General features: G+C 66.0%; 20 protein-coding genes. 9 read left to right on the top strand and 11 right to left on the bottom strand.

The features are described 5' to 3' along the window. Positions 1–82 precede the first annotated feature (82 nt). From M2432_RS17985 to M2432_RS17960, 6 genes are all read left to right on the top strand, one after another. Entirely contained in the window at positions 83–1597 is a 1515-nt protein-coding gene (locus M2432_RS17985) for an alpha/beta hydrolase (RefSeq protein ID WP_280828184.1), read from the top strand. Positions 1598–1691: 94 nt separating this feature from the next. Further along, positions 1692–3224, top strand: coding sequence for an alpha/beta hydrolase (locus M2432_RS17980; RefSeq protein ID WP_280828183.1), 1533 nt, complete (start codon positions 1692–1694; stop codon positions 3222–3224). 110 nt (positions 3225–3334) lie between these two features. Continuing rightward, complete coding sequence (locus M2432_RS17975) at positions 3335–4678, top strand: glutamine synthetase family protein (protein ID WP_280828182.1); 1344 nt, start codon at positions 3335–3337, stop codon at positions 4676–4678. 48 nt (positions 4679–4726) lie between these two features. Next, on the top strand, positions 4727–7699 hold the full coding sequence (locus M2432_RS17970; RefSeq protein WP_280828181.1) for a bifunctional [glutamine synthetase] adenylyltransferase/[glutamine synthetase]-adenylyl-L-tyrosine phosphorylase: 2973 nt from the start codon (positions 4727–4729) through the stop codon (positions 7697–7699). A 16-nt stretch (positions 7700–7715) separates the two neighbouring features. After that, positions 7716–8354 carry a PaaI family thioesterase gene (locus tag M2432_RS17965; protein ID WP_280828240.1) on the top strand — a complete coding sequence of 213 codons (639 nt, stop codon included), beginning with the start codon at positions 7716–7718 and terminating at the stop codon, positions 8352–8354. Then, a complete protein-coding gene (locus tag M2432_RS17960; protein WP_280828180.1) occupies positions 8354–9214 on the top strand; it encodes a TIGR03619 family F420-dependent LLM class oxidoreductase in 861 nt (286 codons plus the stop codon). The genes M2432_RS17965 and M2432_RS17960 overlap by 1 nt, the downstream gene beginning before the upstream one ends. Here M2432_RS17960 and M2432_RS17955 read toward each other — a convergent pair. From M2432_RS17955 to glnA, 3 genes are all read right to left on the bottom strand, one after another. Continuing rightward, positions 9211–9636, bottom strand: coding sequence for a DoxX family protein (locus M2432_RS17955; RefSeq protein ID WP_280828179.1), 426 nt, complete (start codon positions 9634–9636; stop codon positions 9211–9213). The two genes, M2432_RS17960 and M2432_RS17955, sit on opposite strands and share 4 nt — an antisense overlap. Positions 9637–9695: 59 nt before the next feature. Next, positions 9696–10304 carry a cutinase family protein gene (locus M2432_RS17950; RefSeq protein WP_348536318.1) on the bottom strand — a complete coding sequence of 203 codons (609 nt, stop codon included), beginning with the start codon at positions 10302–10304 and terminating at the stop codon, positions 9696–9698. 204 nt (positions 10305–10508) lie between these two features. After that, entirely contained in the window at positions 10509–11945 is a 1437-nt protein-coding gene (gene glnA, locus M2432_RS17945; RefSeq protein WP_280828177.1) for a type I glutamate--ammonia ligase, read from the bottom strand. A 154-nt stretch (positions 11946–12099) separates the two neighbouring features. On the opposite strand from glnA, the gene M2432_RS17940 reads away from it, so the two are divergent. Further along, positions 12100–12570, top strand: coding sequence for an RDD family protein (locus tag M2432_RS17940; protein WP_280828176.1), 471 nt, complete (start codon positions 12100–12102; stop codon positions 12568–12570). Positions 12571–12575: 5 nt separating this feature from the next. Here M2432_RS17940 and M2432_RS17935 read toward each other — a convergent pair whose 3' ends face one another. Genes M2432_RS17935 through sucB form a run of 6 tightly spaced genes read right to left on the bottom strand, consistent with a single transcriptional unit; the run spans position 12576 to position 18920 of the window. Next, entirely contained in the window at positions 12576–13331 is a 756-nt protein-coding gene (locus M2432_RS17935; protein WP_280828175.1) for a DUF4191 domain-containing protein, read from the bottom strand. 15 nt (positions 13332–13346) lie between these two features. Continuing rightward, the gene (gene lipA, locus M2432_RS17930; protein WP_280828174.1) at positions 13347–14279 is read right to left on the bottom strand and encodes a lipoyl synthase; all 933 of its coding nucleotides are present in this window, start codon (positions 14277–14279) and stop codon (positions 13347–13349) included. Then, the gene (gene lipB / locus M2432_RS17925) at positions 14276–14986 is read right to left on the bottom strand and encodes a lipoyl(octanoyl) transferase LipB (protein WP_280828239.1); all 711 of its coding nucleotides are present in this window, start codon (positions 14984–14986) and stop codon (positions 14276–14278) included. The genes lipA and lipB overlap by 4 nt, the downstream gene beginning before the upstream one ends. A gap of 39 nt (positions 14987–15025) precedes the next feature. Continuing rightward, positions 15026–16225, bottom strand: coding sequence for a permease (locus tag M2432_RS17920; RefSeq protein WP_280828173.1), 1200 nt, complete (start codon positions 16223–16225; stop codon positions 15026–15028). 21 nt (positions 16226–16246) lie between these two features. Next, positions 16247–17155, bottom strand: coding sequence for a TIGR01777 family oxidoreductase (locus tag M2432_RS17915; RefSeq protein ID WP_280828172.1), 909 nt, complete (start codon positions 17153–17155; stop codon positions 16247–16249). Positions 17156–17159: 4 nt separating this feature from the next. Continuing rightward, positions 17160–18920, bottom strand: coding sequence for a 2-oxoglutarate dehydrogenase, E2 component, dihydrolipoamide succinyltransferase (gene sucB, locus M2432_RS17910; RefSeq protein ID WP_280828171.1), 1761 nt, complete (start codon positions 18918–18920; stop codon positions 17160–17162). 186 nt (positions 18921–19106) lie between these two features. Here sucB and M2432_RS17905 point away from each other — a divergent pair, with 186 nt between their 5' ends. Then, positions 19107–19433 carry an oxidoreductase gene (locus tag M2432_RS17905; RefSeq protein WP_280828238.1) on the top strand — a complete coding sequence of 109 codons (327 nt, stop codon included), beginning with the start codon at positions 19107–19109 and terminating at the stop codon, positions 19431–19433. A 98-nt stretch (positions 19434–19531) separates the two neighbouring features. Further along, entirely contained in the window at positions 19532–21283 is a 1752-nt protein-coding gene (locus tag M2432_RS17900) for an SDR family oxidoreductase (RefSeq protein ID WP_280828170.1), read from the top strand. A gap of 65 nt (positions 21284–21348) precedes the next feature. Here M2432_RS17900 and M2432_RS17895 read toward each other — a convergent pair whose 3' ends face one another. Together M2432_RS17895 and M2432_RS17890 are read right to left on the bottom strand one after the other, a co-directional pair. After that, entirely contained in the window at positions 21349–22857 is a 1509-nt protein-coding gene (locus M2432_RS17895; protein WP_280828169.1) for a leucyl aminopeptidase, read from the bottom strand. 38 nt (positions 22858–22895) lie between these two features. Beyond that, positions 22896–23981, bottom strand: coding sequence for an adenylate/guanylate cyclase domain-containing protein (locus M2432_RS17890; protein ID WP_280828168.1), 1086 nt, complete (start codon positions 23979–23981; stop codon positions 22896–22898). Between the last annotated feature and the right edge of the window lie 30 nt (positions 23982–24011).

Below are 24011 nucleotides of genomic sequence, written 5' to 3'. Positions count from 1 at the left end.
GGCGGCCGCGTCTCGACACGTGGCACGGCCTTAGCAACGCCGTAAGCAGGTCCGATGCGGGCTCATGGCACCATGGTCGACCATGAACCTCAGACGGGCGACGCTCGCGGCCGCCATGGTGCTCGTTTTAGCGACGGGCTGCAGCCAGGTGGTGCAAGGGCGTGCGCTGCGATCGGTGCCCAAGCCGGGCACCCCGCTCGAGTGGTCGGCGTGCCAGACCACCTCGCCTGAGGCACAGTCACGGGTTCCCAAGGGAGCCGAGTGCGCGATGCTGTCGGTGCCGGTCGACTACAGCAAACCCGACGGCGACGTCGCGCGGCTGGCGCTGGTCCGGTTCAAGGCCACCGGTGAGAAGATCGGTTCGCTGGTGATCAACCCCGGCGGCCCGGGAGAGTCGGGCGTCAGTGCGGCCGTCTCGCTGCTGGGCTCCATCCCGGCCAGCGTTCGCGAGCGTTTCGACCTGATCGGCTTTGATCCGCGCGGGGTCGGCTCATCCAAGCCTGCGGTGTGGTGCAACTCCGATGCCGACAACGACCGGATCCGGGCCGACCCGCAGGTCGACTACTCGCCGGCCGGCGTTGCGCACATCGAGTCCGAGACCAAGGCCTTCGTACAGCGCTGCGTGGACAAGATGGGCAAAGAATTCCTCGCGAACGTTGGCACGGCCAACGTCGCCAAGGATCTGGACGCCATCCGCGCCGCACTCGGCGACCAGAAGCTGACCTACCTCGGCTACTCCTACGGCACCCGGATCGGCTCGGCCTACGCCGAGGCTTTCCCCGACAAAGTGCGGTCGATGATCCTCGACGGTGCGGTGGACCCGAACGCCGACCCGATCGAGGCGGACATCAACCAGGCGGCGGCATTCCAGGTGGCCTTCAACAACTATGCCGCCGACTGCGCCACCAGCCCCGACTGCCCGTTGGGCACCGACCCGACCAAGATCACCGACGTATACCACAGCCTGGTTGATCCGCTGGTCCAAAAGCCTGCTCCCACAAAGGATCCGCGCGGTCTGAGTTACGGCGACGCAATAGTGGGCACCATCCTGCCGCTGTATTCGCCATCGATGTGGAAGGACCTCACCGAGGGTCTGACAGATCTGAAGAACGGCAGCGGCGACGCCATGCTGAGGCTGGCCGACGCGTATATGGCCCGTGGCGCCGACGGTCACTACGACAACTCGACCGATACCCGCGTTGCGGTCAATTGCGTTGACGAGCCACCGGTTACCGACCGCGCCAAGGTCATCGAGGAGGACCGTCGCACCCGTCAGGTGGCGCCGTTCATGAGCTACGGCCAGTTCACCGGCGACGCCCCGCTGGGCACCTGCGCATTCTGGCCGGTGCCGCCGACGTCCAAGCCGCACCAGATTTCGGTGCACGGCCTGGCCCCGACCCTGGTGGTGTCGACGGTCAACGATCCCGCGACGCCCTACCAGGCCGGAGTCGAACTGGCCAAGGAACTCGGCGGGAGCCTGCTGACGTTCAACGGCACCCAGCACACTGTTGTGTTCCAGGGCAACAAGTGTGTGGACGACCACGCAGCTGCGTACCTCATCGACGGCACGCTGCCGCCGCCGGGTGCGAAATGCTGAGTGGCCCTTGCGGATAACCATTTGATCTCTGTCTGATCTCCGGGTAGTCACCCCGGCCGCCCTGGTGCGGGTCTTGTGGGTTACCCGTGCGAACATGTTCGTCATGTGGTCGTCGGGCAGCCGGGTTGGCAGGATTGCCGCAGCGCTGTTGGTGACGCTTCCAATGGCCTGCCCGGTGGCGCATGCGGGTCCGACCAGTTTGCAGGCCTACTACGAGCAGGCACCGAACTGGGGGAGTTGCGAGGCGTTCATCGGAGACACCGCGGATCTGCCAACCGCCCGTTGTGCCACCGTCAGTGTCCCGGTCGATTACGCCAATCCTGGTGGGCCGCAAGCGAAATTAGCCGTCATCCGAGTGCCCGCATCGGGTCCTCGGCAGGGGGTATTGCTGGTAAACCCCGGCGGGCCGGGAGCCTCGGCGGTCAACACCGTTGCCGGTATGGCTGCGGAAATCGGTGACAGCCCGATCGGCCGCAGTTTCGATCTGGTCGGTTTCGACCCCCGTGGCGTCGGGCATTCCACGCCGCAACTTCGCTGCCGTAGTGACGCCGAATTCGACGCCTACCGGCGTGATCCCATGGTCGACTACAGCCCTGCCGGGGTGGCTCACATCGATGAGGTCAACGGCTTGGTCGCCCAGGACTGCCTGAGCCGCATGGGCCCGGAGTTCCTGGCCAACGTGGGGACCGCCTCGGCGGCCAGGGACATGGACGTGGTGCGCGCGGCACTTGGCGAGGCGCAGATCAACTACCTAGGTTTCTCCTACGGCACCGAACTGGGCGCGGCCTACGCCGGGCGCTTCCCTCAACAGGTGCGGGCCATGGTCCTCGACGGTGCGGTCGACCCGAATGCCGATCCGGTCACCGAGAACCTCCTGCAACTAGCCGGATTCCAAACGGCTTTCAATGACTATGCGACCGATTGCGCCCAATCGGAGGATTGCCCGCTGGGCACCGACCCGAATCTATTCGTGGCGCGCTACCACCAACTGATCGATCCGTTGGCTCAGGAGCCGGGCCCGACGCCGGGCGATCCACGCGGTCTGAGCTACCAGGACGCCATCACCGGCACCACCAACGCGCTGTACACCAAGCGCTACTGGAAATTCTTGACCAGCGGACTGCTCGGCCTGCAGCGTCACACCGACGCGACCGACCTGTTGATGCTGGCGGACGACTACCAGCACCGTGACCGCCATGGCCACTACGCACCACTACAGGACGCCTTCACCGCCATTCGTTGTGTGGACGCGCCGTTCCCCACAGACCCGGCGGTGTGGGCCGCGACGGACCTGAAGTCCCGCGAAGTGGCACCGTTCATGTCGTACGGGCAATACACGGGTCAAGCGCCGCACGACATGTGCGCCAATTGGCCGGTGCCGGCGACGTCCGCGCCACATGAGGCTGTCTCGCCAGGTGACGGCAAGGTGGTCGTGGTGTCCACGACGCATGACCCGGCCACCCCGTATCAGGCCGGCGTCGACTTGGCCCGCGACATGGCCGGGTCGCTCATCACGTTCGAGGGCACCCAGCACACCGTGGTGTTCAGTGGCAATGAATGCATCGACACCGCAGTGGTGGCGTTCCTGCTCCAGGGCGTTGAACCCGAGTCCGGGCTGCATTGTTGACCGTCAGTTATCTACAGCCGATAGCTGACAAGCGAATCAGTCTTAGTAACACAGAATTACGAACGTGTGTTGGTAACACAGAATTAACAGCCGATGCATACGCTGCGGTCATGGACCGCCAGAAGGAATTCGTGCTGCGCACGCTGGAAGAACGCGATATCCGATTCGTCCGACTGTGGTTCACCGATGTGCTTGGTTATCTCAAGTCAGTGGCGATCGCACCCGCCGAGTTGGAAGGCGCGTTCGAGGAGGGCATCGGCTTCGATGGCTCGGCTATCGAGGGCTTTGCCCGAGTGTCCGAAGCCGACATGGTGGCGCGTCCCGATCCGTCGACGTTCCAGGTGTTGCCCTGGACCACCAAGAGCGCTGGCAAGCATTACTCGGCCCGGATGTTCTGCGACATCACCATGCCCGATGGTTCGCCGTCTTGGGCCGATTCGCGGCACGTCCTGCGTCGTCAGCTGGCCAAGGCCAGCGACCTGGGCTTCTCGTGCTACGTGCACCCGGAGATCGAATTCTTCCTGTTGCAGCCCGGCCCCAATGACGGGTCGGTGCCCATCCCGGCCGACGACAGCGGCTATTTCGACCAGGCTGTTCATGATTCGGCACCTAACTTCCGCCGGCACGCCATCGAGGCGCTGGAGCAGATGGGCATCTCGGTGGAGTTCAGCCACCACGAGGGCGCGCCCGGCCAGCAGGAGATCGACCTGCGCTACGCCGACGCCCTGTCCATGGCCGACAATGTGATGACCTTCCGCTACCTGGTCAAGGAAGTCGCGATCAATGAGGGTGTGCGGGCCTCATTCATGCCCAAGCCGTTCAGCCAGTACCCGGGCTCGGCCATGCATACCCACATGAGCCTGTTCGAAGGCGAGACCAACGCCTTCCACAGTGCCGAGGACCCGCTGCAGCTTTCCGATGTCGCCAAGTCGTTCATCGCCGGCATCCTGGAGCACGCCAGCGAGATCAGCGCCGTCACCAACCAGTGGGTGAACTCCTACAAGCGGCTGGTGCACGGCGGTGAGGCGCCGACCGCCGCCTCCTGGGGCGCGGCCAACCGTTCGGCGCTGGTGCGGGTGCCCATGTACACCCCGCGCAAGGCGTCGTCGCGGCGCGTCGAGGTGCGCAGCCCCGACTCAGCATGCAACCCGTACCTGGCGTTCGCGGTGCTGCTGGCCGCTGGCCTGCGTGGCATCGAAAAGGGTTACACCCTGGGGCCCGAGGCCGAGGACAACGTGTGGAACCTGACGGCCGAGGAACGCCGTGCCATGGGCTACAAGGAGTTGCCGTCGAGCCTCGGTGTGGCACTGGGCGAGATGGAGAAATCCGAGCTCGTCGCCGAGGCGTTGGGTGAGCACGTGTTCGACTACTTCTTGCGCAACAAGCACGCCGAGTGGGAGAACTACCGCAGCCATGTCACGCCGTTCGAGCTGAAGGAATACCTGGCGCTCTGACAGGCAGGTAGCGGATATATGCGCTGCCGGGCGGTGCGCTAACGTCGGATGGTGCCCAACCCCGCGACCCAGCGTCCGTCTAAACCCAGCGTCGGCCGCCTCGGTTTGGTTGCGCAGTCAGCGCGTGCCGATCTGGACCAATTGGGCTGGAACACCGATGCCCACGTCGAGCTCCTGTGGTCGTTGTCGCGGGCGCCCGACGCCGACAGCGCACTGCAGGCAATGGTTCGCATCGCGGAGGTGCTCGGCCCCGGCTGGGACGAACTCAACAGGTTGCTGGTCTCGGACAAGTCGCTCCGCGGACGGCTGTTCGCGGTGCTGGGCTCGTCGCTGGCCTTCGCCGATCACCTTGTCGCACATCCTGATTCGTGGCGGTTGTTGCGCGGTCGGGTGAAGCTGCCGACGCGCGCAGAACTGCTTGAGGACCTGGGTGCACTGGCCGAACAAATCGCCTCGGACCTGTCTGTCGCATCATCGGAACTGCGCACTCGCTACCGAGATCGGCTGCTGGTGCTGGCAGCGCTCGACCTGGCCCCGACAGTCGAGAACGAGCCGGTGCTGCCGTTCGTCACGGTGGGTCAGCAGCTGTCCGATTTGGCCGATGCCGCACTGGGTGCGGCGTTGATCGTCGCGAACCGGACGGTGTGCGGGCCGGACGCCGCGCCACCTCGGCTCGCCGTGATTGCAATGGGCAAATGTGGCGCGCGCGAACTGAATTACGTTAGCGATGTCGACATCATCTTCGTCGGGGATACCACGGACCAGACCGCCTCAAGGGTTGCCGGGGAGATGATGCGCTTCGCCGGGGAGACCTTCTTCGAGGTGGACGCGGCGTTGCGGCCGGAGGGCAAGGCGGGCCAGCTGGTGCGCTCCCTGGAATCGCACATCGCCTACTACGAGCGCTGGGCCAAGACCTGGGAATTCCAGGCGCTGCTGAAGGCCAGGCCTGCGGTCGGCGATGCGGAGTTGGGCAAGCAGTACATCAAGGCACTGATGCCGATGGTCTGGACCGCTTGCGACCGTGAGGATTTCGTGGCCGACGTGCAGGCCATGCGGCGTCGGGTCGAAGAGTTGGTACCGGCCGGTGTTCGCACCCGCGAGTTGAAATTGGGCAGCGGTGGTCTGCGCGATGTCGAGTTCGCGGTGCAGTTGCTGCAGCTGGTGCACGGCCGCAACGACGATTCACTGCACGTGGCCTCCACCGTCGATGCGCTTGCCGCCCTTGGTGAAGGCGGCTACATCGGCCGCGACGACACCGCCAACATGACGGCGTCATACGAGTTTCTGCGGCTGCTCGAGCACCGGCTGCAGCTGCAACGGCTCAAGCGCACCCACCTGTTGCCGGAGGACGGCGACGTCGAGGCGTGGCGCTGGCTGGCGCGCGCGGCGCACGTCCGGCCCGATGGGCAACACGATGCACTCGGGGTACTGCGCGAGGAACTCAAACGCCAGCACATGCGGGTGTCCCGGCTGCACGCCAAGCTGTTCTACCAGCCATTGCTGGAGTCGGTGGGCACACGCGCCGCTGACCTCGGGGCCGACATGGGCACTGAAGCGGCTGAAAGGCAGCTTGCCGCACTGGGTTACGAAGGCCCGCAGAGTGCGCTGACCCACTTGGCTGCGCTGACCAGTGCGAGTGGGCGGCGCGGCACGGTGCAACAGGTGCTGTTGCCGACCCTGCTGGACTGGCTCTCGGACACCCCAGATCCTGATGCGGGTCTGCTGGCCTACCGGCGGATCAGCGAAGAACTGTCCGAACAGCGCTGGTTCCTGTCGACATTGCGCGACGAGGGTGCTGTCGCGAAACGGCTGATGCGGGTGCTGGGCACCTCGGCCTACGTTCCTGATCTGCTGATGCGGGCACCGGAGGTCCTGCAGCAGTACGCCGATGGGCCGCAAGGGCCCAAATTGCTTGAGGTGGAACCGGATGGGGTGTTCCGGGCACTGGTGGCCTCGGCTGGTCGGCACTCCGACCCGGCTCGGGCTATCGCCGCGGCCCGTACTTTGCGCCGGCGGGAACTGGCCCGGGTGGCTTCGGCGGATCTGCTGGGTCTGCTGTCGGTGACCGACGTCTGCCAGGCCTTGACCTCGGTGTGGGTCGCGGTGCTGCAGGCCGCGCTGGACTCCGTGATCCGGGCGAAGTCGCCGGACGGTGTTGCGCCGGCACGCATTGCGGTGATTGGTATGGGCCGGCTCGGTGGCGCAGAACTGGGCTACGGGTCGGACGCCGACGTGATGTTCGTGTGTGACCCGATTGGTGACGTCGACGAATCCGCTGCCGTGCGGTGGGCCATCAGCGTGGCCGAACAGGTGCGGACGCTGCTGGGACAACCCAGCGCCGACCCGCCGTTGGAGGTCGACGCCGGGCTGCGGCCCGAGGGCCGAAATGGTTCCCTGGTAAGGACTTTGGCGTCGTACGAGACGTACTACGCGCAGTGGGCGCAGCCGTGGGAGATTCAGGCACTGCTGCGGGCCAACCGAGTGGCTGGTGACCTCGAACTGGGCGAGCGGTTCCTGTTGATGGTGGACAAGACGCGGTATCCGTCAGGGGGCGTGTCGGCCGCCGCGGTGCAGGAGATCCGGCGGATCAAGGCCCGCGTCGATGCCGAGCGACTGCCGCGCGGGGCTGACCCGAACACCCATACCAAGCTGGGCCGCGGCGGCCTGGCAGACGTCGAATGGACTGTGCAGCTGCTCCAGTTGCGTTATGCCCATGAGGTTCCCGCGCTGCACAACACGTCCACACTCGCGACACTGGACGCCATCAAGGCGGCCGGGCTGGTCGACGTCGAGGACGTGGAGATGCTCCGGCGGGCCTGGCTGACCGCCACCAGGGCGCGCAATGCGCTGGTGCTGGTGCGGGGCAAGCCCACCGACCAACTGCCCGGACCGGGGCGGCAACTCAACGCCGTGGCGTTGGCTGCCGGCTGGCAGAACGGCGATGGCGGGGAGTTCCTGGACAACTACCTGCGCGTCACCAGAAGGGCAAAGGCAGTGGTACGTAAGGTTTTTGGAGAGTAGCGCAGTGACTAATCCGATGGCCGATTTCCCCTTCGATGTGATCACCGACGAGGAATACAGACGTCAGCGGGCGCTGTACGAACCATTCACCGAGGCTGTGCGCCGGTTGATCGACGCCGGCATCCGCACCGGCGTGGACGCGGGCACCATCGCCGAGGCTCAGGCGACCATCGAAGCCGTTACCGAGCAGTTGGCCTCGGCGCAGCACACCAGCACCTTGACCTTGCGGCACGAGGGAACCGGGCGTCCATTGGCCTACGCGAATCCTGCTGTGGGCATGCGCAATGCAATCGCACCGCCGATGAACATCGTCCATGAAGCGTCCAGCGACGATGGCCGGTGCTGGGCCGAGTTCGATCTTGGATTGGCATACGAGGGCCCGCCGGGACTGGTGCACGGTGGTATCTGTGCGCTGGTGCTGGATCACCTGCTGGGCGAGGCCGCCAGCGACGGACTGACCAAGCCGCACTTCACGGGCACCATCACGCTGCGCTATCTGCGTGGGACACCGCTGGGGCCGGTCCGGACCGAGGCCTGGATCGACCGGGTCGACGGCGTGAAAACGTATGCCCGGGGCACCATTTCCGACGCTAAGGGGATCACCGTCGAGGCTGACGGCATCTTCATCCGGCCGTCCTGGGCGCGGGGAGCCTGATGAAGTTCTACGTCAGCCTGGCGTTCCTGGACAGCTCGGAATTGGTCGAGGTCGCCAGGGCCGCAGACGAACTCGGCTACGACGGGATCGCCATTCCGGATCACGTGGTGAACCTGGAGACCCTGTCAACGCCCTATCCGTACACCCCTGACGGGCAACGTCGCTGGCAGCCGTTCACGCACTGGCCGGACCCGTGGGTGCTGGTCGGCGTGCTGGCTCAGGTGACCAGCCGGGTGAAATTCGTGACCACGGTGTACATCCCCGGCATGCGGGACCCGTTCTCGGTGGCCAAGGCAGTCGGCACCGCGGCCTGCTTGTCCGGTGGTCGGGTGGAGTTCGGCGTCGGGGTCGGTTGGTGTGCGGATGAATTCGCTTTGATGGGGCAGGCTTTCGAGCGCCGGGGTAAGCGCACCGACGAGATGCTCGAGCTGATCCGGCAGTTGTGGCAGCCCGGTTGGACGGAGTTCTCCGGGGAGTTCTATGACGTGCCTCGGTTGGAGATGGAGCCCACACCGCCGACCGTGCCGATTTACGTCGGTGGTCTCAGTGAGATCGCGCTGCGCCGGGCCGCCCGCAACGATGGTTGGATCGGTGACTTGATCACTCTGGAGCAGGCCATCGCGTCAGCTACCCGGGTGCGGACGATCCGGGCCGAAAACGGCTTGCCGCTGGAGGGTTTCGAGATCCTGACCCCGCTGTCCGATGCGTACCTGCCGGAGCATTTCCAGCGAGCGGAGGCGGCGGGCATCACCGGCAACGTGACGATGCCGTGGATGTTCTACAGCGGCCCGCAGGCCACCGTCGCTGAGAAGATCGACGGGATGAAACGCTTCCGGGTCGATATGGGGCTGGACGTCTAGTTCTTGCGCAGGGTGTCCAGTGCGATCACACCGCCACCGGTGAACACCAGCAGGAACAGAGCAAAGCAGAACAGCACCGCGGGCTCACCGTGATTGGCAAGGGGGAGTAGGGCTTTGGGCTGGTGCTGCCAGAAGTAGGCGACCGCCATCTGGCCGGAGCCGATGAATGCGGCGGCCCGGGTGGCCAGTCCGGTGAACACCAGGATACCGACCAGCAGTTCGATGGCTCCGGCGAACCAGCCCGGCCATGCGCCGAAAGCCGGCGTGCCCATACCGAAGTTGACCGGCCAGGCGAACAGCACCGACGCGCCGTGACAGGCGAACAGGAATCCGATCACCATCCTGAACACCGACAGCACAACGGGGGTAAGGGAATTGAGCCGGTTTTCCAACCGGGCTTCGATCGTCGACGTTTTGGCCATTAGCTGATGATAGGGGCAACCCGACCCGAGGTTACATGTCAGATGTAGCCGGGCGCTTGCTAGAGCCGACTCGCGGCGAAAACCGCGGCCTGATTAACCATCCCGGGCACATAGAGTTCGTGCGCCTTCCAATCCCCACCGTCGGAGCAAACTGGATCTCCCGGGTTACACAAGTCAATGGCCTTAGCTCCATACAGCGGGCTGGTCGCGGTCATCCCCGGCAATTTGTCCCATGGATTTCCGAAGACGGCGATCGCGGCAACGTGATCAGCCACTTGCGGCGGCAGCGGCGCGGGAACGAAGCCCGCGGGTGGCACACCGGCCGTGGTGATGAGATCGGTCACAACGGCGCCTTGGGAATATCCCCCGAGCACCATCCGGGTACCGGGACAGTTCACCGCCATGTACCCGACACGAGCGCTCATATCCTTGGCGCCCGCGTTGGCGGAGTTAGGCGAATCGTGGCTCGCAGGGTAGTCGACTGCATATACCCCAAGGGATCTCCCGCCGACATGCGGGCGCAGCGAATCGACAAATCCCTGTCCAATCACGCCAACACCAGGTGCCTGATCGGTGCCGCGAGCGAACACCACCTCGATGTCGGGGCATGGATTAGCGGCGGAGGAAGGAGTGCCGACGGCTGTGTTCAGCAGCGCCAAGGTTGTCACCACTGTAGCTCCAAGGACACCCGCGGTCCGGTGTGTGCGCACGCCGTCAATACTGACATGTTCGGTCAATTCTCGCCTGACGCAGACGAGTCCACCCGTTCGGCAGTTGGTGCTGTGATTGCCGAGCGGATGGACTCGTTTGAAACTGCTGCGGACGATCTAGCCGTTTGGCCCGCTTAGCTGCTGGTCAGCGCTTTAGCTGGTCTAGCAGTCGTAGTAGAGCGAGAACTCGTACGGGTGAGGGCGAATCTGCACCGGCAGGATCTCGTTCTCACGCTTGTAGGAGATCCAGGTCTCGATCAGGTCCTCGGTGAACACGCCACCCTCGGTGAGGTATTCGTGGTCCTCTTCGAGCCTGTCGATGACGCTGGCCAGCGAGGTCGGAGCCTGCGGGATGTTGGCGGCTTCGTCCGGCGGCAGCTCGTACAGGTCCTTGTCGACCGGGGCCATCGGCTCGATCTTCTTCTTGATGCCGTCGATGCCGGCCATCAGCATGGCCGCGAACGCCAGGTACGGGTTGCCCGAGCTGTCCGGGCAGCGGAACTCGAGGCGCTTGGCCTTCGGGTTGTTGCCGGTGATCGGGATACGGACACAGGCCGAGCGGTTGCGCTGGCTGTAGACCAGGTTGATCGGGGCCTCGTAGCCCGGCACCAGACGTTTGTAGGAGTTCACCGTCGGGTTGGTGAACGCCAGCAGCGACGGGGCGTGGTGCAGGATGCCGCCGATGTAGTGGCGCGCGATGTCGGACAGACCGGCGTAACCGGACTCGTCGTGGAACAGCGGCTTGCCGTCCTTCCACAGCGACTGGTGGGCGTGCATGCCCGAGCCGTTGTCGCCGAAGAGCGGCTTGGGCATGAAGGTGACGGTCTTGCCGTTGGCCCAGGCGGTGTTCTTGATGATGTATTTGAACAGCAGCACATCGTCGGCCGCGTGCAGCAGGGTGTTGAACTTGTAGTTGATCTCGGCCTGGCCGGCAGTGCCCACCTCGTGGTGGCCGCGCTCCAGGGTGAAACCGGAGTTCTGCAGGTTGGTCGACATCTCGTCGCGCAGGTCCACGTAGTGGTCGTACGGCGCGACGGGGAAGTAGCCACCCTTCGGGCGGACCTTGTAGCCGCGGTTGGCACTGCCGTCGGCCTCGAAGGGCTCGCCGGTGTTCCACCATGCGGACTCTGAATCCACCTCGTAGAAGGTGCCGTTCATCTTCGAGTCGAAGGCAACCGAGTCGAAAATGTAGAACTCAGCCTCGGCGCCGAAGTAACAGGTGTCGGCGATACCCGTGCTGGTCAGGTAGTTCTCCGCCTTGCGGGCCACGTTGCGCGGGTCGCGCGAGTAAGCCTCGCGGGTGAACGGGTCGTGCACGAAGAAGTTGAGGTTCAGCGTCTTGGCCGCGCGGAACGGGTCGATGCGCGCGGTTTCGGCGTCAGGCAGCAGCATCATGTCGGATTCGTGAATCGACTGGAAGCCGCGGACCGACGAGCCGTCGAAAGCCAATCCGTCTTCGAAAACGCTCTCGTCGAACGCCGACGCCGGGATCGAGAAGTGCTGGACGACGCCGGGCAGATCGCAGAAGCGAATGTCGACGTACTCGACCTTTTCGTCCTTGATCAGCTTGAAGATGTCGTCGGACGTCTTTTCTGCCACTGAGTGTTCTCCTTTACTGGTGTAACCCGCGGGTTGACGCTAGGGACACGATGTTGCACTCCGATCAACCGTATGTTGCGCGGAAGTTACGCGATCGGCCAGATGTGTCGGTCAGGGTTAGGGGTGACCGCGGGCACCCGCCTATCCTGACACCATGCCCGGTGCAGATGGTTTTCGGTTGGGTTCGTGGCTCTCTGGGCCCGAATCCGAAGGTCCCCGTGACGGCTATCCAGGGCAGGATCTGGGGCTGCCGGCGGAGGGATCGCGGTCGCTGGCGCGGATGGGCCGTCGGATCGCTGCGCTGTTCGTTGACTGGCTGATCGCTTACGGATTGGCCGCTCTCGCAATGAGATTCGGGTTGATTTCGCTGTCCGCACTGTCCACCGCGGTGTTGGCGGTGTGGTTCGTACTCGGCGTTATCTCGTTGTCGCTCTTCGGGTTTACCCCCGGCCAGCTGGCGCTGGGCCTGGTGGTGGTGCCGGTCGACAACGTACCCAGGGTGGGGTTCATCCGGGCGGTGGTGCGCGGCGTGCTGGTGGCCTTGGTGGTGCCGGCCCTGTTCACCGATGCCGACGGCCGCGGACTGCAGGACCGGGTGACGAACACCGCAGTCCTACGCCGTTAGTTGCCCTACTTGCGGCGGGCGGTGCGCTGCATGCCCTTCACCTTGGCGCCCGCGGGCAGCGGGCCCTTCGGCAGCCCACCCGGCCCCAGCTTGGAGCCCAGTGCGGCCATCTTGGATTCCAGCGCATCCATCTGCTTGACGGTGATGTTGCTGGGCAGCTTGGTCAGGTGCCGCTCCAGTTTGGACAGCGGAACCTGGTCCTCGTCGTTGCCGACCACAACGGTGTAGATGGGCACCTCGCCGACCAGCCGTGCAGTGCGCTTTTTCTCTTGCGCCATAAGCGGTTTGAGGCGTTGGGCCGACCCCTCGCCGACGAAGATCACACCCGGGCGACCGATGACCCGGTGCACCGCGTCGAAACTGCCGGTCGCCGCAACGCCAGGCGTGACGCGCCACTGGCCACGCAACTGCTCCAGCGCCCAGGCCGCCGCGCCGGTCTGGCCCTCGGCCTTGCTGTAGACGGATTTTTGCGCGCGCCGGCCGAAGATGATGAACGCGACCAGTGCGCCGAGCACAACGCCCAGCAGGATCAGCGTGACCATGGTGAAGGTGCCGCCGACGAACACCGCGACACCGACCGAGACCGCCACGATCAGGACAAACGCGCCGATCATGTACGGCAGCAGCCGCTTGTCCTCTTTGCGCTGGATCTGGAACGCCTGCCACAGTTGGGCACGGCGCTGCTTGGCCTGCGCCTTACTGGCGGCCTTGGCCTCGGCCTTGGCGGCCTTCAGCTCGGCAGGGTTGCGGGTCTTTGCCATGCCACCAGGATAGGTTCACCGAACCGGGGGTCGTAATCGGGCGGCCTGGGCGTACAGCCGGCCGGCCCGATACGACGAGCGCACCAGCGGCCCGGCCAACACCCCGGCGAATCCGAGCGACTCGGCGAACTGCTGGTGCTCGATGAATTCCTCGGGGTGCACCCACCGCTGCACCGGATGGTGCCGCGGCGACGGGCGCAGGTACTGGGTGATGGTGACGATGTCGCAGCCCGCGTCGTACAGATCGCGCAGCGCAACCTGCACTTCTTCGGGAGTCTCACCCATGCCGAGGATGAGGTTGCTCTTGGTGACCAATCCGTAGTCCCGGGCCGCGGTCAGCACATCCAGGCTGCGCTGGTATCGGAACGCGGGACGGATTCGCTTGAAGATGCGCGGCACGGTTTCCACGTTGTGCGCCAATACTTCTGGACGGGTTTCGAACACCGTCTCCAGTTGCTCTGCGATGCCGTTGAAGTCCGGGATCAACAGCTCGACGCCGGTGTTCGGGTTGAGCGCCTTGATCTGCCGGACGGTCTCGGCATACAGCCAAGCGCCACCGTCGGGCAGGTCGTCGCGGGCCACGCCGGTAACCGTCGAATACCGCAGGCCCATGGTCTGGACACTCTCGGCGACCCGGCGCGGTTCGTCTCGGTCCAGGTCAGCAGGCTTACCGGTGTCGATCTGGCAGAAGTCGCAGCGCCGGGTGCACTGTTCGCCGCCGATCAGGAAGGTGGCCTCGCGGTCCTCCCAGCATTCGTAGATGTTGGGGCAGCCGGCCTCCTCGCACACGGTGTGCAGGCCCTCGCGCCGGACCAGACCCTTGAGCTCCTTGTACTCCGGACCCATCCGCAGCTTGGTCTTGATCCACGGCGGCTTGCGCTCGATCGGGGTCTCGGCATTGCGGACCTCCAGGCGCAGCAGCTTGCGATTACCCGGATCCACACTCATGGTGTCGATGTTAGTGCCGCGGCACCGGAGGTCGTCCCGAGTGCAGAGCAGACCGCCGCGGCGACCTGGTCCATGACGTCGTCGGGGGTGATCGCCCGGCCCAGTTCCTGAGTGAGACTCGTCACCCCGGCGTCGGCGATGCCGCACGGGACGATGCCACCGAAGGCGCGCAGGTCGCAGTTGCAGTTCAGGGCGAACCCGTGCAGCGTGGTGGCACGCGCCACCCGGATGCCGATTGCGGCGATCTTGCGCTCGGGCCTCACGTGGTCGGTACCGGATTCGCGGCTCGCCGCTGAAGGCACCCAGACCCCGGAACGGCCGTCGACGCGGATGGTCTCCAGCTCCAGCTCGGCGCACACACTCATCAGCGAATCTTCAAGCAGCCGAACAAACTTCACCACGTCGAGGGGCTGTGCCAAGCCGATGATCGGGTAGCCGACCAGCTGACCGGGACCGTGCCAGGTGATCTTGCCGCCACGATCGGTATCGACAACGGGGGTGCCGTCGGTCGGGCGCTCGTGCGGCTCGGTACGGCGGCCCGCGGTGTAAATCGGCGGGTGTTGCAGCAGGAGCAGGGTGTCGGGGCCGGTGCCATCGGCGCGGGCTTCGGCGAGTTCGCGCTGCAGCTGCCAGGCGTCGTGATACTCGACAGTGCCCAGTCGGCGCACCTCAATGGGGCCGCGGGAAGATCTGATCGGCACGTTGATCGACGGTACTCGCGCCACGGCGCCGGTGCGAACGGGCGCTCAGTGCGCGGGATGGTGGTGGTGTCCGCCGGCGGCATCGGCGGGGCCCGAGCCGGGGTCGGGGGAGCCGCCCATCATGCGCAGCATCGGGATGCCGCCCGTGCTGACGAATCGGGATATCAGCACCGCGGCCAAGAGCAGGAAGACGATGTTGAGCCACGTGGTGTAGTTCCACGAAATTCCGCTCTCCATCACCATTGCGGCGCGATGGGTGGGGGTGAGACCGGTTGTGCCGAAAAGTAATTCGACGAGGTAGCCCGCGGCGACCATGGCGGCGTAGAAGGTGGCGAGCAGCACCAGCATCATCCGGACGCCGTAGTACTTGCGATAGATGTTGAGGATGGGAAGGATCAGCAGGTCGGCGAAGATGAAGGCGATCACACCGCCGAAGCTGATCCCTCCGTTCCACAGCACCGCGGCCAGCGGCACGTTGCCGATGGAGCAGACGAACGACACGATCGCCACGACAGGACCGATGATCGGCCCCCAAATCGTCGACCAGGTGGCGTCGTCGCTGAAGAAGAAGTGACCCCAGAACGAATCGGGGACCCAGGCTGCGATGGCTCCGGCGATGAGCAGGCCGAGAATCAGATCGCGGATGATCGCGGCCCACTCCATGACGAACACATGCGAAACCGCGGTAAACCCCCGCGGTGAGAACAGGCGCTGGCCAAACGATCCGGGCCCCTGAACCGACATGTCCATGGCGGCGTGGCCCTCCATCGACCCGGCGAGCCCACGATCTGCCTGTTCGCGGGCTTGCTGGATCAGACCGGGGCGGACGCACAGCCGGAACAAGGCAGCCACCAGCACGATCATGATGGGACCGCCGACGAACTCGGCGACGGTGAACTGCCAGCCCATCAGCAGGGCAAGGATGATGCCCAGCTCGACGACGAGGTTGGTGGAGCCGATCTCGAAGGCCATCGCCGCAGTGAAGTTGGCACCTTTGCGAAACAGCGAGCGGGCCAAGGCAACCGCAGCGTACGAGCACGACGATGACGCCGCGCCCAACCCTGCGGCCACCGCCAAGGTGGCCGGTCGGTCATCCCCGAGCAGTCGAACGATCGTGGTCTTGCGGGCGACGGCCTGCACCACTGCCGACAGCGCGAACCCGAGGATCAGCGCCCAGAGAATCTCCCAGGTCATCGAACCGGCCAGGGCCAATGCGTGACCGACCGAATTCAGTGCGGTGCTCATTGGCGTCCTCTTTGGTTGCGATCAGGCCGCATTCGGGGCGGTGACGTACGACAACGCCTCGCCGATAGTCCGCTGATGGAACTCAAAGCCGGCCTCTTCCAGGGCGGCCGGGATGGCGCGTTGCCCGCTCAGCAGCCCCTCGTCGGCGAACTCGCCGAACGCTGTGCGCAGAGCGAACCCTGGGACCGACAGCGGGGTGGGCCGGTGCAGGACCCGCCCGAGCGCCTCGGTGAACTCGCTGTTGGTCACCGGTGCCGGGCCGGTCAGGTTGATCGGGCCGAACAGCTCTTCGTGAGATAGCGCGAACAGCAGCGCCCGCACCTCGTCTTCCAGGGTGATCCACGGCATGTACTGACGGCCGCTACCGAGCCGGGCGCCCAACCCGAGGCCGAAGATCGGCCGCAGCCGGCCCAGCATGCCGCCCGACGGCGCCAGCACCAGCCCGGTACGAGCCAGCACCACCCGGGCTCCAGCCTCGGCGGCCGGCTGCGTCGCAGCTTCCCAGTCGACGCACAGTCGGGCCAGGAAACCTGTTCCGGCACTGGTCGTTTCGTCGGTCACCTGGTTGCGGGTGTCGCCGTAGAAGCCGACCGCGCTGGCGTTGATCAGCACGGGCACCCCGGCGTCCGCCACGGCGCCGGCCAGCACCTCGGTGGGACCGATCCGGCTGTCCCGCAGGCTCTGCTTGAACGCGCCGGACCAACGTCGGGAACCGATGCTCACCCCGCACAGGTTGATCGCCGCGTCGACCGATTGCATTGTGCGCCAATCGAATTCACCGGTCGCTGGGTTCCAGAACACTTCATCGGCGTTCGCCGGGGCCCGGCGGACAATACGCAGCACCCGATGATCGGTGGCACGCAGCGCCGACACGAGTGCCGAACCGATCAGCCCCGACGAGCCTGAGATGGCTATGACCGGCCGACCCATGGGACTACAACCCCAGGTCGGCCTCGAACGCACCCTCTTCGAGACGACGTTTGATGGTGGTCACGAACCGGCCGGCGTCGGCGCCATCGATCAGTCGGTGGTCGTAGGTCAGCGGCAGGTAGCAGATGGACCGCACGCCGACCGACTCGTTGCCGCCCTCGTCCACGACGACCCGAGGCCGCTTGACGATGGCACCGGTGCCGAGCATGGCTGCCTGCGGCGGAACCAGGATCGGGGTGTCGAACAGGGCGCCCTGGCTGCCGATGTTGGTGATGGTGAAGGTGCCACCGGCCAACTCGTCGGGCCGCAGGTTGCCCGAGCGGGCCCGGTCGGCGATGTCGACGATGGCGCGAGCCAGGCCGCCGAGGGACAGGTCACCGGCGTTGTGGACGACCGGAGAGAGCAGGCCCTGCTCGGTGTCCACCGCGAAGCCGAGGTGCTCGGCGTCGTAGTAGGTGATCTCCTTGGTGTCCTCGTTGTAGCTGGCGTTCACGTTCGGGTGAATCTTCAGCGCGTCGATCACTGCGCGAGCGATGAACGGCAGGTAGGTCAGATTCACCCCTTCGCGCTCGGCGAACGAGTTCTTGGCCTTGGCCCGCAGCGCCACGATGCGAGTCATGTCGACTTCGTGAGTCTGGGTCAACTGGGCGGTGGCCAACAGGGACTCGCGGGTCTTCTTGGCGGTGATCTGCCGAATCCGGCTGGCCTTCTGGGTGGTTCCGCGCAAGTGGGCCAACGCCGGTGCCGGAGCGGCCGAGGCCTTGGGTGCAGCCGGGGCGACGGCAGCGGCGGCCGGAGCCGGGGCGGCAGGTGCGGGGGCCTTGGCGGCCTCAGCCGCGGCGAGCACGTCCTGCTTGCGGATTCGGCCACCGACGCCGGTGCCCTTGACGTTGTTCAGGTCAATGTTGTTCTCGGCGGCCAACTTCCGGACCAGCGGGGTGACGTACGGGCTGCCGTCCCCGGCGGGTGCCGACGCGGCGGGTGCCGGCGCAGCAGGTGCAGGTGCGGCAGGAGCCGGAGGCGGCGGGGTAGGAGCGGGCGCGGGGGCCGGGGGTGTCGGCGGCGGGGTGGGTGCAGCAGCCGGTGCCGGAGCAGGGGCAGGTGCAGCGGGAGCCGGGGCTGCGGCGGGGGCGGCTCCCGGGACGCCGATCTTGGCCAACTCGCCGCCGACGGCGACCACGTCGTCCTCTTCAGCGGTGATGGACAGCAGTACGCCTGCCACCGGGGAAGGGATCTCGGTGTCGACCTTGTCGGTGGAGACCTCGACCAACGGCTCGTCGACGGCGACGGTTTCGCCGATCTTCTTCAGCCAGCGGGTCACAGTGCCTTCGGTGACGGACTCGCCGAGCTCGGGCATCCGAACCGGAGTGCCATCGCCGGCCGGAGCCGGCGCGGCCGGTGCGGGAGCGGCCGGTGCGGGTGCCGGAGCCGCTGGGGCCTCTGCGGCTGGGGCCGGGGCCGGCGTGGGCTCAGGCGCCGGGGGAGCGGCAGCCGGGGCAGGTGCCGCAGCGGGGGCGGAAGCCTCACCGGCCTCACCGATGACGGCGAGCTCGCCGCCGATCTCCACGACGTCGTCTTCCTGCGCGACGATCTTGGTCAGCACACCGGCGGCCGGGGACGGAATTTCGGTGTCGACCTTGTCGGTCGAAACTTCGAGCAGTGGCTCGTCCAGTTCGACCGTGTCGCCTTCCTGCTTGAGCCACCGGGTGACGGTTCCCTCGGTCACGCTCTCACCGAGTGCGGGCATCTGGACAGAGATGGCCATTGCGTTGACTCCTCGAAAAGGTCGCTCGTCGTAGGCGATTGCCGAAGCCCATCCTGTCATGCCCGGGCCGCGCGGTCGTCGTAGACCGGGAGACTTTGTCGGCTCCGGAACCATCTGCGCCGCCTGTACGTTGAATTCGCAGGTGACAGCACTGGAAGGAGCGGTTCACAGTTGGGACTCTTCGACATGTTCCGCAATCAGATCACCGGCGCCGATAGTGCCGGTGATCTGAACTATCTGCGTGCCTGGGTTGCGGACCACTACGGGGTCGAGGCTTTCGTCGAACCCAAGACGGCCGTCACCGAAGTCACTGTGGTGCTAGTTGCTGCCGACGGCGAGTGGACCAGGCGCCGAACCGGCGGTATCGCCGGAGCTCGAAAACTCAGCGACCAACTGCAAATTCCGGTGTACGACGTGCTGAAGGTCGGCTATCCGCAGCGCATGCGTGACTACGATTCGCGTCGACGGATCAAGCGGCAACGGGCGCTGCGGCGCGAACTCGCTGAAGGCTGAGCGGCCAGTGTCTTGACTGTGCGCCCTGGTCAGATAGTGTCCTGCAATATCGGTACCGCGGGTATTAGGTATTTGCGGTCGCGGACAAGGGGTAGAAGATGCGGTTGGTCGACAGTGCCGACGGGACGCGGATCGCCGCGTACGAAGAGGGCAATCCGGATGCTCCGGTACTGGTCCTGGTGCACGGCTGGCCCGACTCCCACGACATGTGGGACGCCACCATCGCGCACCTGTCCGACCGCTTCAGGGTCATCCGCTACGACAACCGAGGGTCTCGCAATTCCGATGTGCCCAAGCGGGTTTCGTCGTACACCATGGCGCACTACGCCGACGATTTCGCGGCCGTCATCAATGAACTGGCGCCCGGCGAGAAGGTGCACGTGCTGGCCCACGACTGGGGTTCGGTGGGCATCTGGGAGTACCTGTCTCGTCCGGAAGCCGTCGACCGGATCGCGTCGTTCACTTCCACCTCGGGCCCCAGCGCCGACCACACCCGCCGGTTCATCATGGACGGCCTCAAGCGTCCCTACCGGCCGCGCCGCTTCGCCCAGAGCGTGTCGCAGTTCCTGCGGCTGACCTACCAGGCCGCTTTCTCGGTTCCCGGCGTGGCACCCGTGGCTGTGCGGGCCACCGTGCCGACCGTCATACCGCAGATGCTCAAGCTTCATGACGGGTTGTCGGACAACCAGATTCGGCATTCGGACAGCTTCGCTTCCGACGCGGCCAACAGCCTCAAGGTGTACCCGGCCAATTACTGGCGCACCCTGGTCACCGGACGCCGCGACCACTACGTCAACGTGCCGGTGCAGGTGATCGTCAACACGAACGACCAGTTTGTCCGGCCGCACCTATATGACGAGACCGCCCAGTGGGCACCGCAACTGTGGCGCCGCGACATCAAGTCGGGGCACTGGTCGCCGATGTCGCATCCACAGGTGCTGGCCACCGCAGTGCGCGAACTGGCCGACCACCTGGCCGGTGGCGAACCGACCCGGGCGTTGCGCCGCGCCAAGGTTGGCGGCTCGCGTGAATACTTCAGCGACACACTGGTTTCGGTGACCGGGGCGGGCAGCGGGATCGGCCGGGAAACCGCGCTGGCGTTCGCCCGCGAAGGCGCCGAGCTGATCGTCAGCGACATCAACGAGGTTGCGCTGAAGGAAACCGTCGCGCTGCTCACCGCGCGCGGAGCCACGGCCCATCCCTATGTGGTCGATGTCGCCGACGCCGATGAGGTGGAGCGGTTCGCCGACCAGATCTGTGAAGTGCACGGGGTGCCCGACGTGGTGGTCAACAACGCCGGCATCGGCCACGCGGGGACATTCCTGGACACCCCGGCCGAACAGTGGGACCGGGTGCTCGACGTCAACCTCGGCGGCGTGGTCAACGGCTGCCGGGCTTTCGCGCGCCGATTGGTGGAGCGCGGCACCGGCGGGCACGTGGTCAACGTGTCGTCAATGGCGGCCTATGCGCCGTCCCAGGCCATGAACGCCTACTGCACCTCCAAGGCCGCGGTGTACATGTTCTCCGACTGTCTGCGTGCCGAACTCGATGAGGCGGGCATCAGCCTGACCACCATCTGCCCCGGCGTGATCAACACCAACATCATCAACGCAACGACGTTCGACGTGTCGGGTGACAAGGCCGGCAAGGTGGCCGGCCTTCGGGTGCAGCTGACCAAGGCGTTCGCCCGGCGCAATTACGGGCCCGAGAAGGTCGCCAAAGCCATTGTGGCGTCGGTGAAGACGGGCAAGGCGGTGCGCCCGGTCGCGCCCGAGGCATATCTGCTGTATGGCACGTCGCGGCTGGCGCCGCAGGTGCTACGCAGTACCGCGCGCGGCAAGCTGCTCTAGCCGACGCCGGCGGTGCCGGCAATTCAGCCGTTGCCGGCGGTGCCGGCAATTCAGCCGTTGGGCGGCTAGCCCTTTTCTGCGATGTCCTCCAGCACGGCGAACATCGTCCGGGTCGGCACTCCGGTGCCGCCCTTGCCGGTGTAGCCCCACGGCCCGCCGGTGTTGTAGGCCGGGCCGGCAATGTCCAGGTGCACCCACTGCACGCCGTCGGCGACGAACTCGCGCAGATACACCCCGGCCACCAACATGCCCGCATACCGCGCGCCGCTGACATTGGCCAGGTCGGCGACAGTGGACTTCAGGTCGTCCTTCAATTCGTCGGGCAGCGGCATGGGCCAGGCGTTCTCGCCGACCTGCTGGGACAGCGTCGCCACCCGGTCGCGGAACTCCTCACTGCCCATCACACCGGGGGTGCGGGCGCCCAGCGCGACGGTCTGCGCGCCGGTCAATGTGGAGGTCTCGATCAGGTAGTCGGGCTTGTCTTCGCAAGCCCGGACGATGCCGTCGGCCAGGATCAGCCGGCCCTCGGCGTCGGTGTTGAGCACCTCGACGGTGATGCCGCCGTACTGGGTCAGCACGTCACCCGGCCGCTGCGCGGTGGACGACGGCATGTTCTCGGCCATGGGCACCGTGGCAATGACGTCGATGGGCAGTTTCTGGCGGGCGGCCAGCACCACAGTCGCGATCACCGCCGCCGCGCCGCCCATGTCGGAGGTCATCTGGTGCATGTTGGCGGCCGGCTTGATAGAGATGCCGCCGGTGTCGAAGGTGATGCCCTTGCCGACCAGCGCCACCTTCTTGGGCTTTTTGCCTTTGCCGCCGAGGTAGCTGAGGCGCACCAGCCGGGGTCCGCGCGAGGAGCCCTTGCCCACCCCGACGATGCCGCCGAAGCCGGCCTCTTCCAGTTCCTTCTTGTCCAGTACTTCGACCTCGATGCCGGCCGACTTACCCAAAGCCTTTGCCCGCTTGGCGAATTCGGCTGGGTAGAGGTGGCTGGGCGGGGTGTTCACCAGGTCGCGCGCGGTGGCCACGGCAGTGGCGATATCGGCGCCGCGAGCCGCCTTGGCGGCGGCGTCGGATGCGGTGGACAGCGCGATGACCTTGCTGAGGCCAGGCTCCTTGGGCGCGGTCTTGGCGCTGCGGAACTCGGTGAACCGGTACGAGCCGAGGATCAGGCCTTCGACGGTCGCCTCGACGTCCAGCGCCGACAGCGTCGTCACGGCGGTTTCGGTGCCGTTCAACGAGCGTGCCGCAACGCCGGCGGCCTTACGGATCAACTCGGCTGGCCACTCGTCGACGGCCTTACCGAGGCCGACGGTCAACACGCTGGCGTTGTGCAGGCTGGGGACCACCACCCTGGTCAGCTGCTCAGCGGAGCCCTTGGCACCCAGCACCCGCAGCGCGGCTTTGATCTCGCCGACGGCCTGCGCGTTGAGGAACCCGCTGTCCAGCATGTTCGCTTCGTCGTTCTCACCGGTGACGACGGGCACGATCAGCACCGCGGACGTCAAGTCCTCGGGCAGGTCGACTGCGACGGTGACGGCAGGGGACAGGTAACCAGGTGTGCTGCTCACGGTATTCACCCTAACCATCGACGCGAGGGCGTTCCGGGTCAGTCTCCGGCGCACACCTCATACGCGGTGACCGGACCCTCGAAACCTTTGAGCTCCAACGGGTCTTGCACGGCGATCGGCCAGTCGCCGGGCATCTCGTACCAGGGTGCGGCGACCAGGATCTGTCCTGGTCGGGCCGCGGCCACCAGTCGGGCGGCCAGATTGACCGGATTGCCGAAGTAATCGCCGCCGGTGGCGAGCACCGAACCGAAACTCAGCCCGGCCCGCACCTTGAGGTTCGCCGCGGTCGACCGCGGATGATGAACCAGGTCCAGTGCGGCCTTGGCGAGTGATTCCGGGGTGGCGCTGACCCACATCACCGCGTCGCCGATGAACTTGACCACCCGGCCGCCATCGACGCGCACCACGTCGCTGGCGACGGACCCGAATTCGTTGAGCAAGGCCGACAATTCGTTGGGCTTGAGCACTCGGGTGAGTCGGGTGAAATCGGATATGTCGGCAAAACCGATGCCGCACACCACCGTTGATGAGTCGCGGCGGATGACACCATCGAAATACGTTCGGGCAGCGGCCAGATGGTGGCGATGCACGGCACTGATCATCGCGCCGATGCGGGGGACGAACGCGGCGGCTTCGCGGTAGGCCCGGGCGGTCACCAACTCGTTGTGGGTGTGGGCCAGGTCCAGGTCGGGCATGTCGGCCCGGATCATCGACGTCTCGGCCTCGGCCAGCCGGGCCATGGTCGCGCCGATCACCCGTAGAAACCCCAGCGCAGCGTCGTTCCCCACCGCTGGGCGGATCTCGGCCCAGGTACGCAGCGCCTCGACATCGGCCTCGGTCAGTGCCCGCTGGTTTGGATCAGCCACGGTCAGGCCGAGTACGGCCCAGGCCTGCATCACCTCGGGCAGTGGGACCTCAATTGCTGCGGCGACGTCGGCCAGACTGTGCGTGGGTGTACCACCCCACTGCACGACGTCGCCGGCCAGGCCGAACAGCCTGCCGCGCTGCTCGGCCTCCACCATCTGATCGGCAGTGAAGCCCAAGCCGTCCAGATATTCGATCAGCGGCGCGCGGCCCCGGGCGTCGGCGATACCGGCGGCCTCAAGTGCGGCGAAATCGACCACCTTTCGAGTCTGCCAGCTATTACCCCGGTT

Source organism: Mycobacterium sp. OTB74, from assembly GCF_029892685.1.
Taxonomy (GTDB): Bacteria; Actinomycetota; Actinomycetes; order Mycobacteriales; family Mycobacteriaceae; genus Mycobacterium.
Note: the sequence above shows the minus strand (reverse complement) of the source record. Positions and strands in the feature narration are given on the sequence as shown.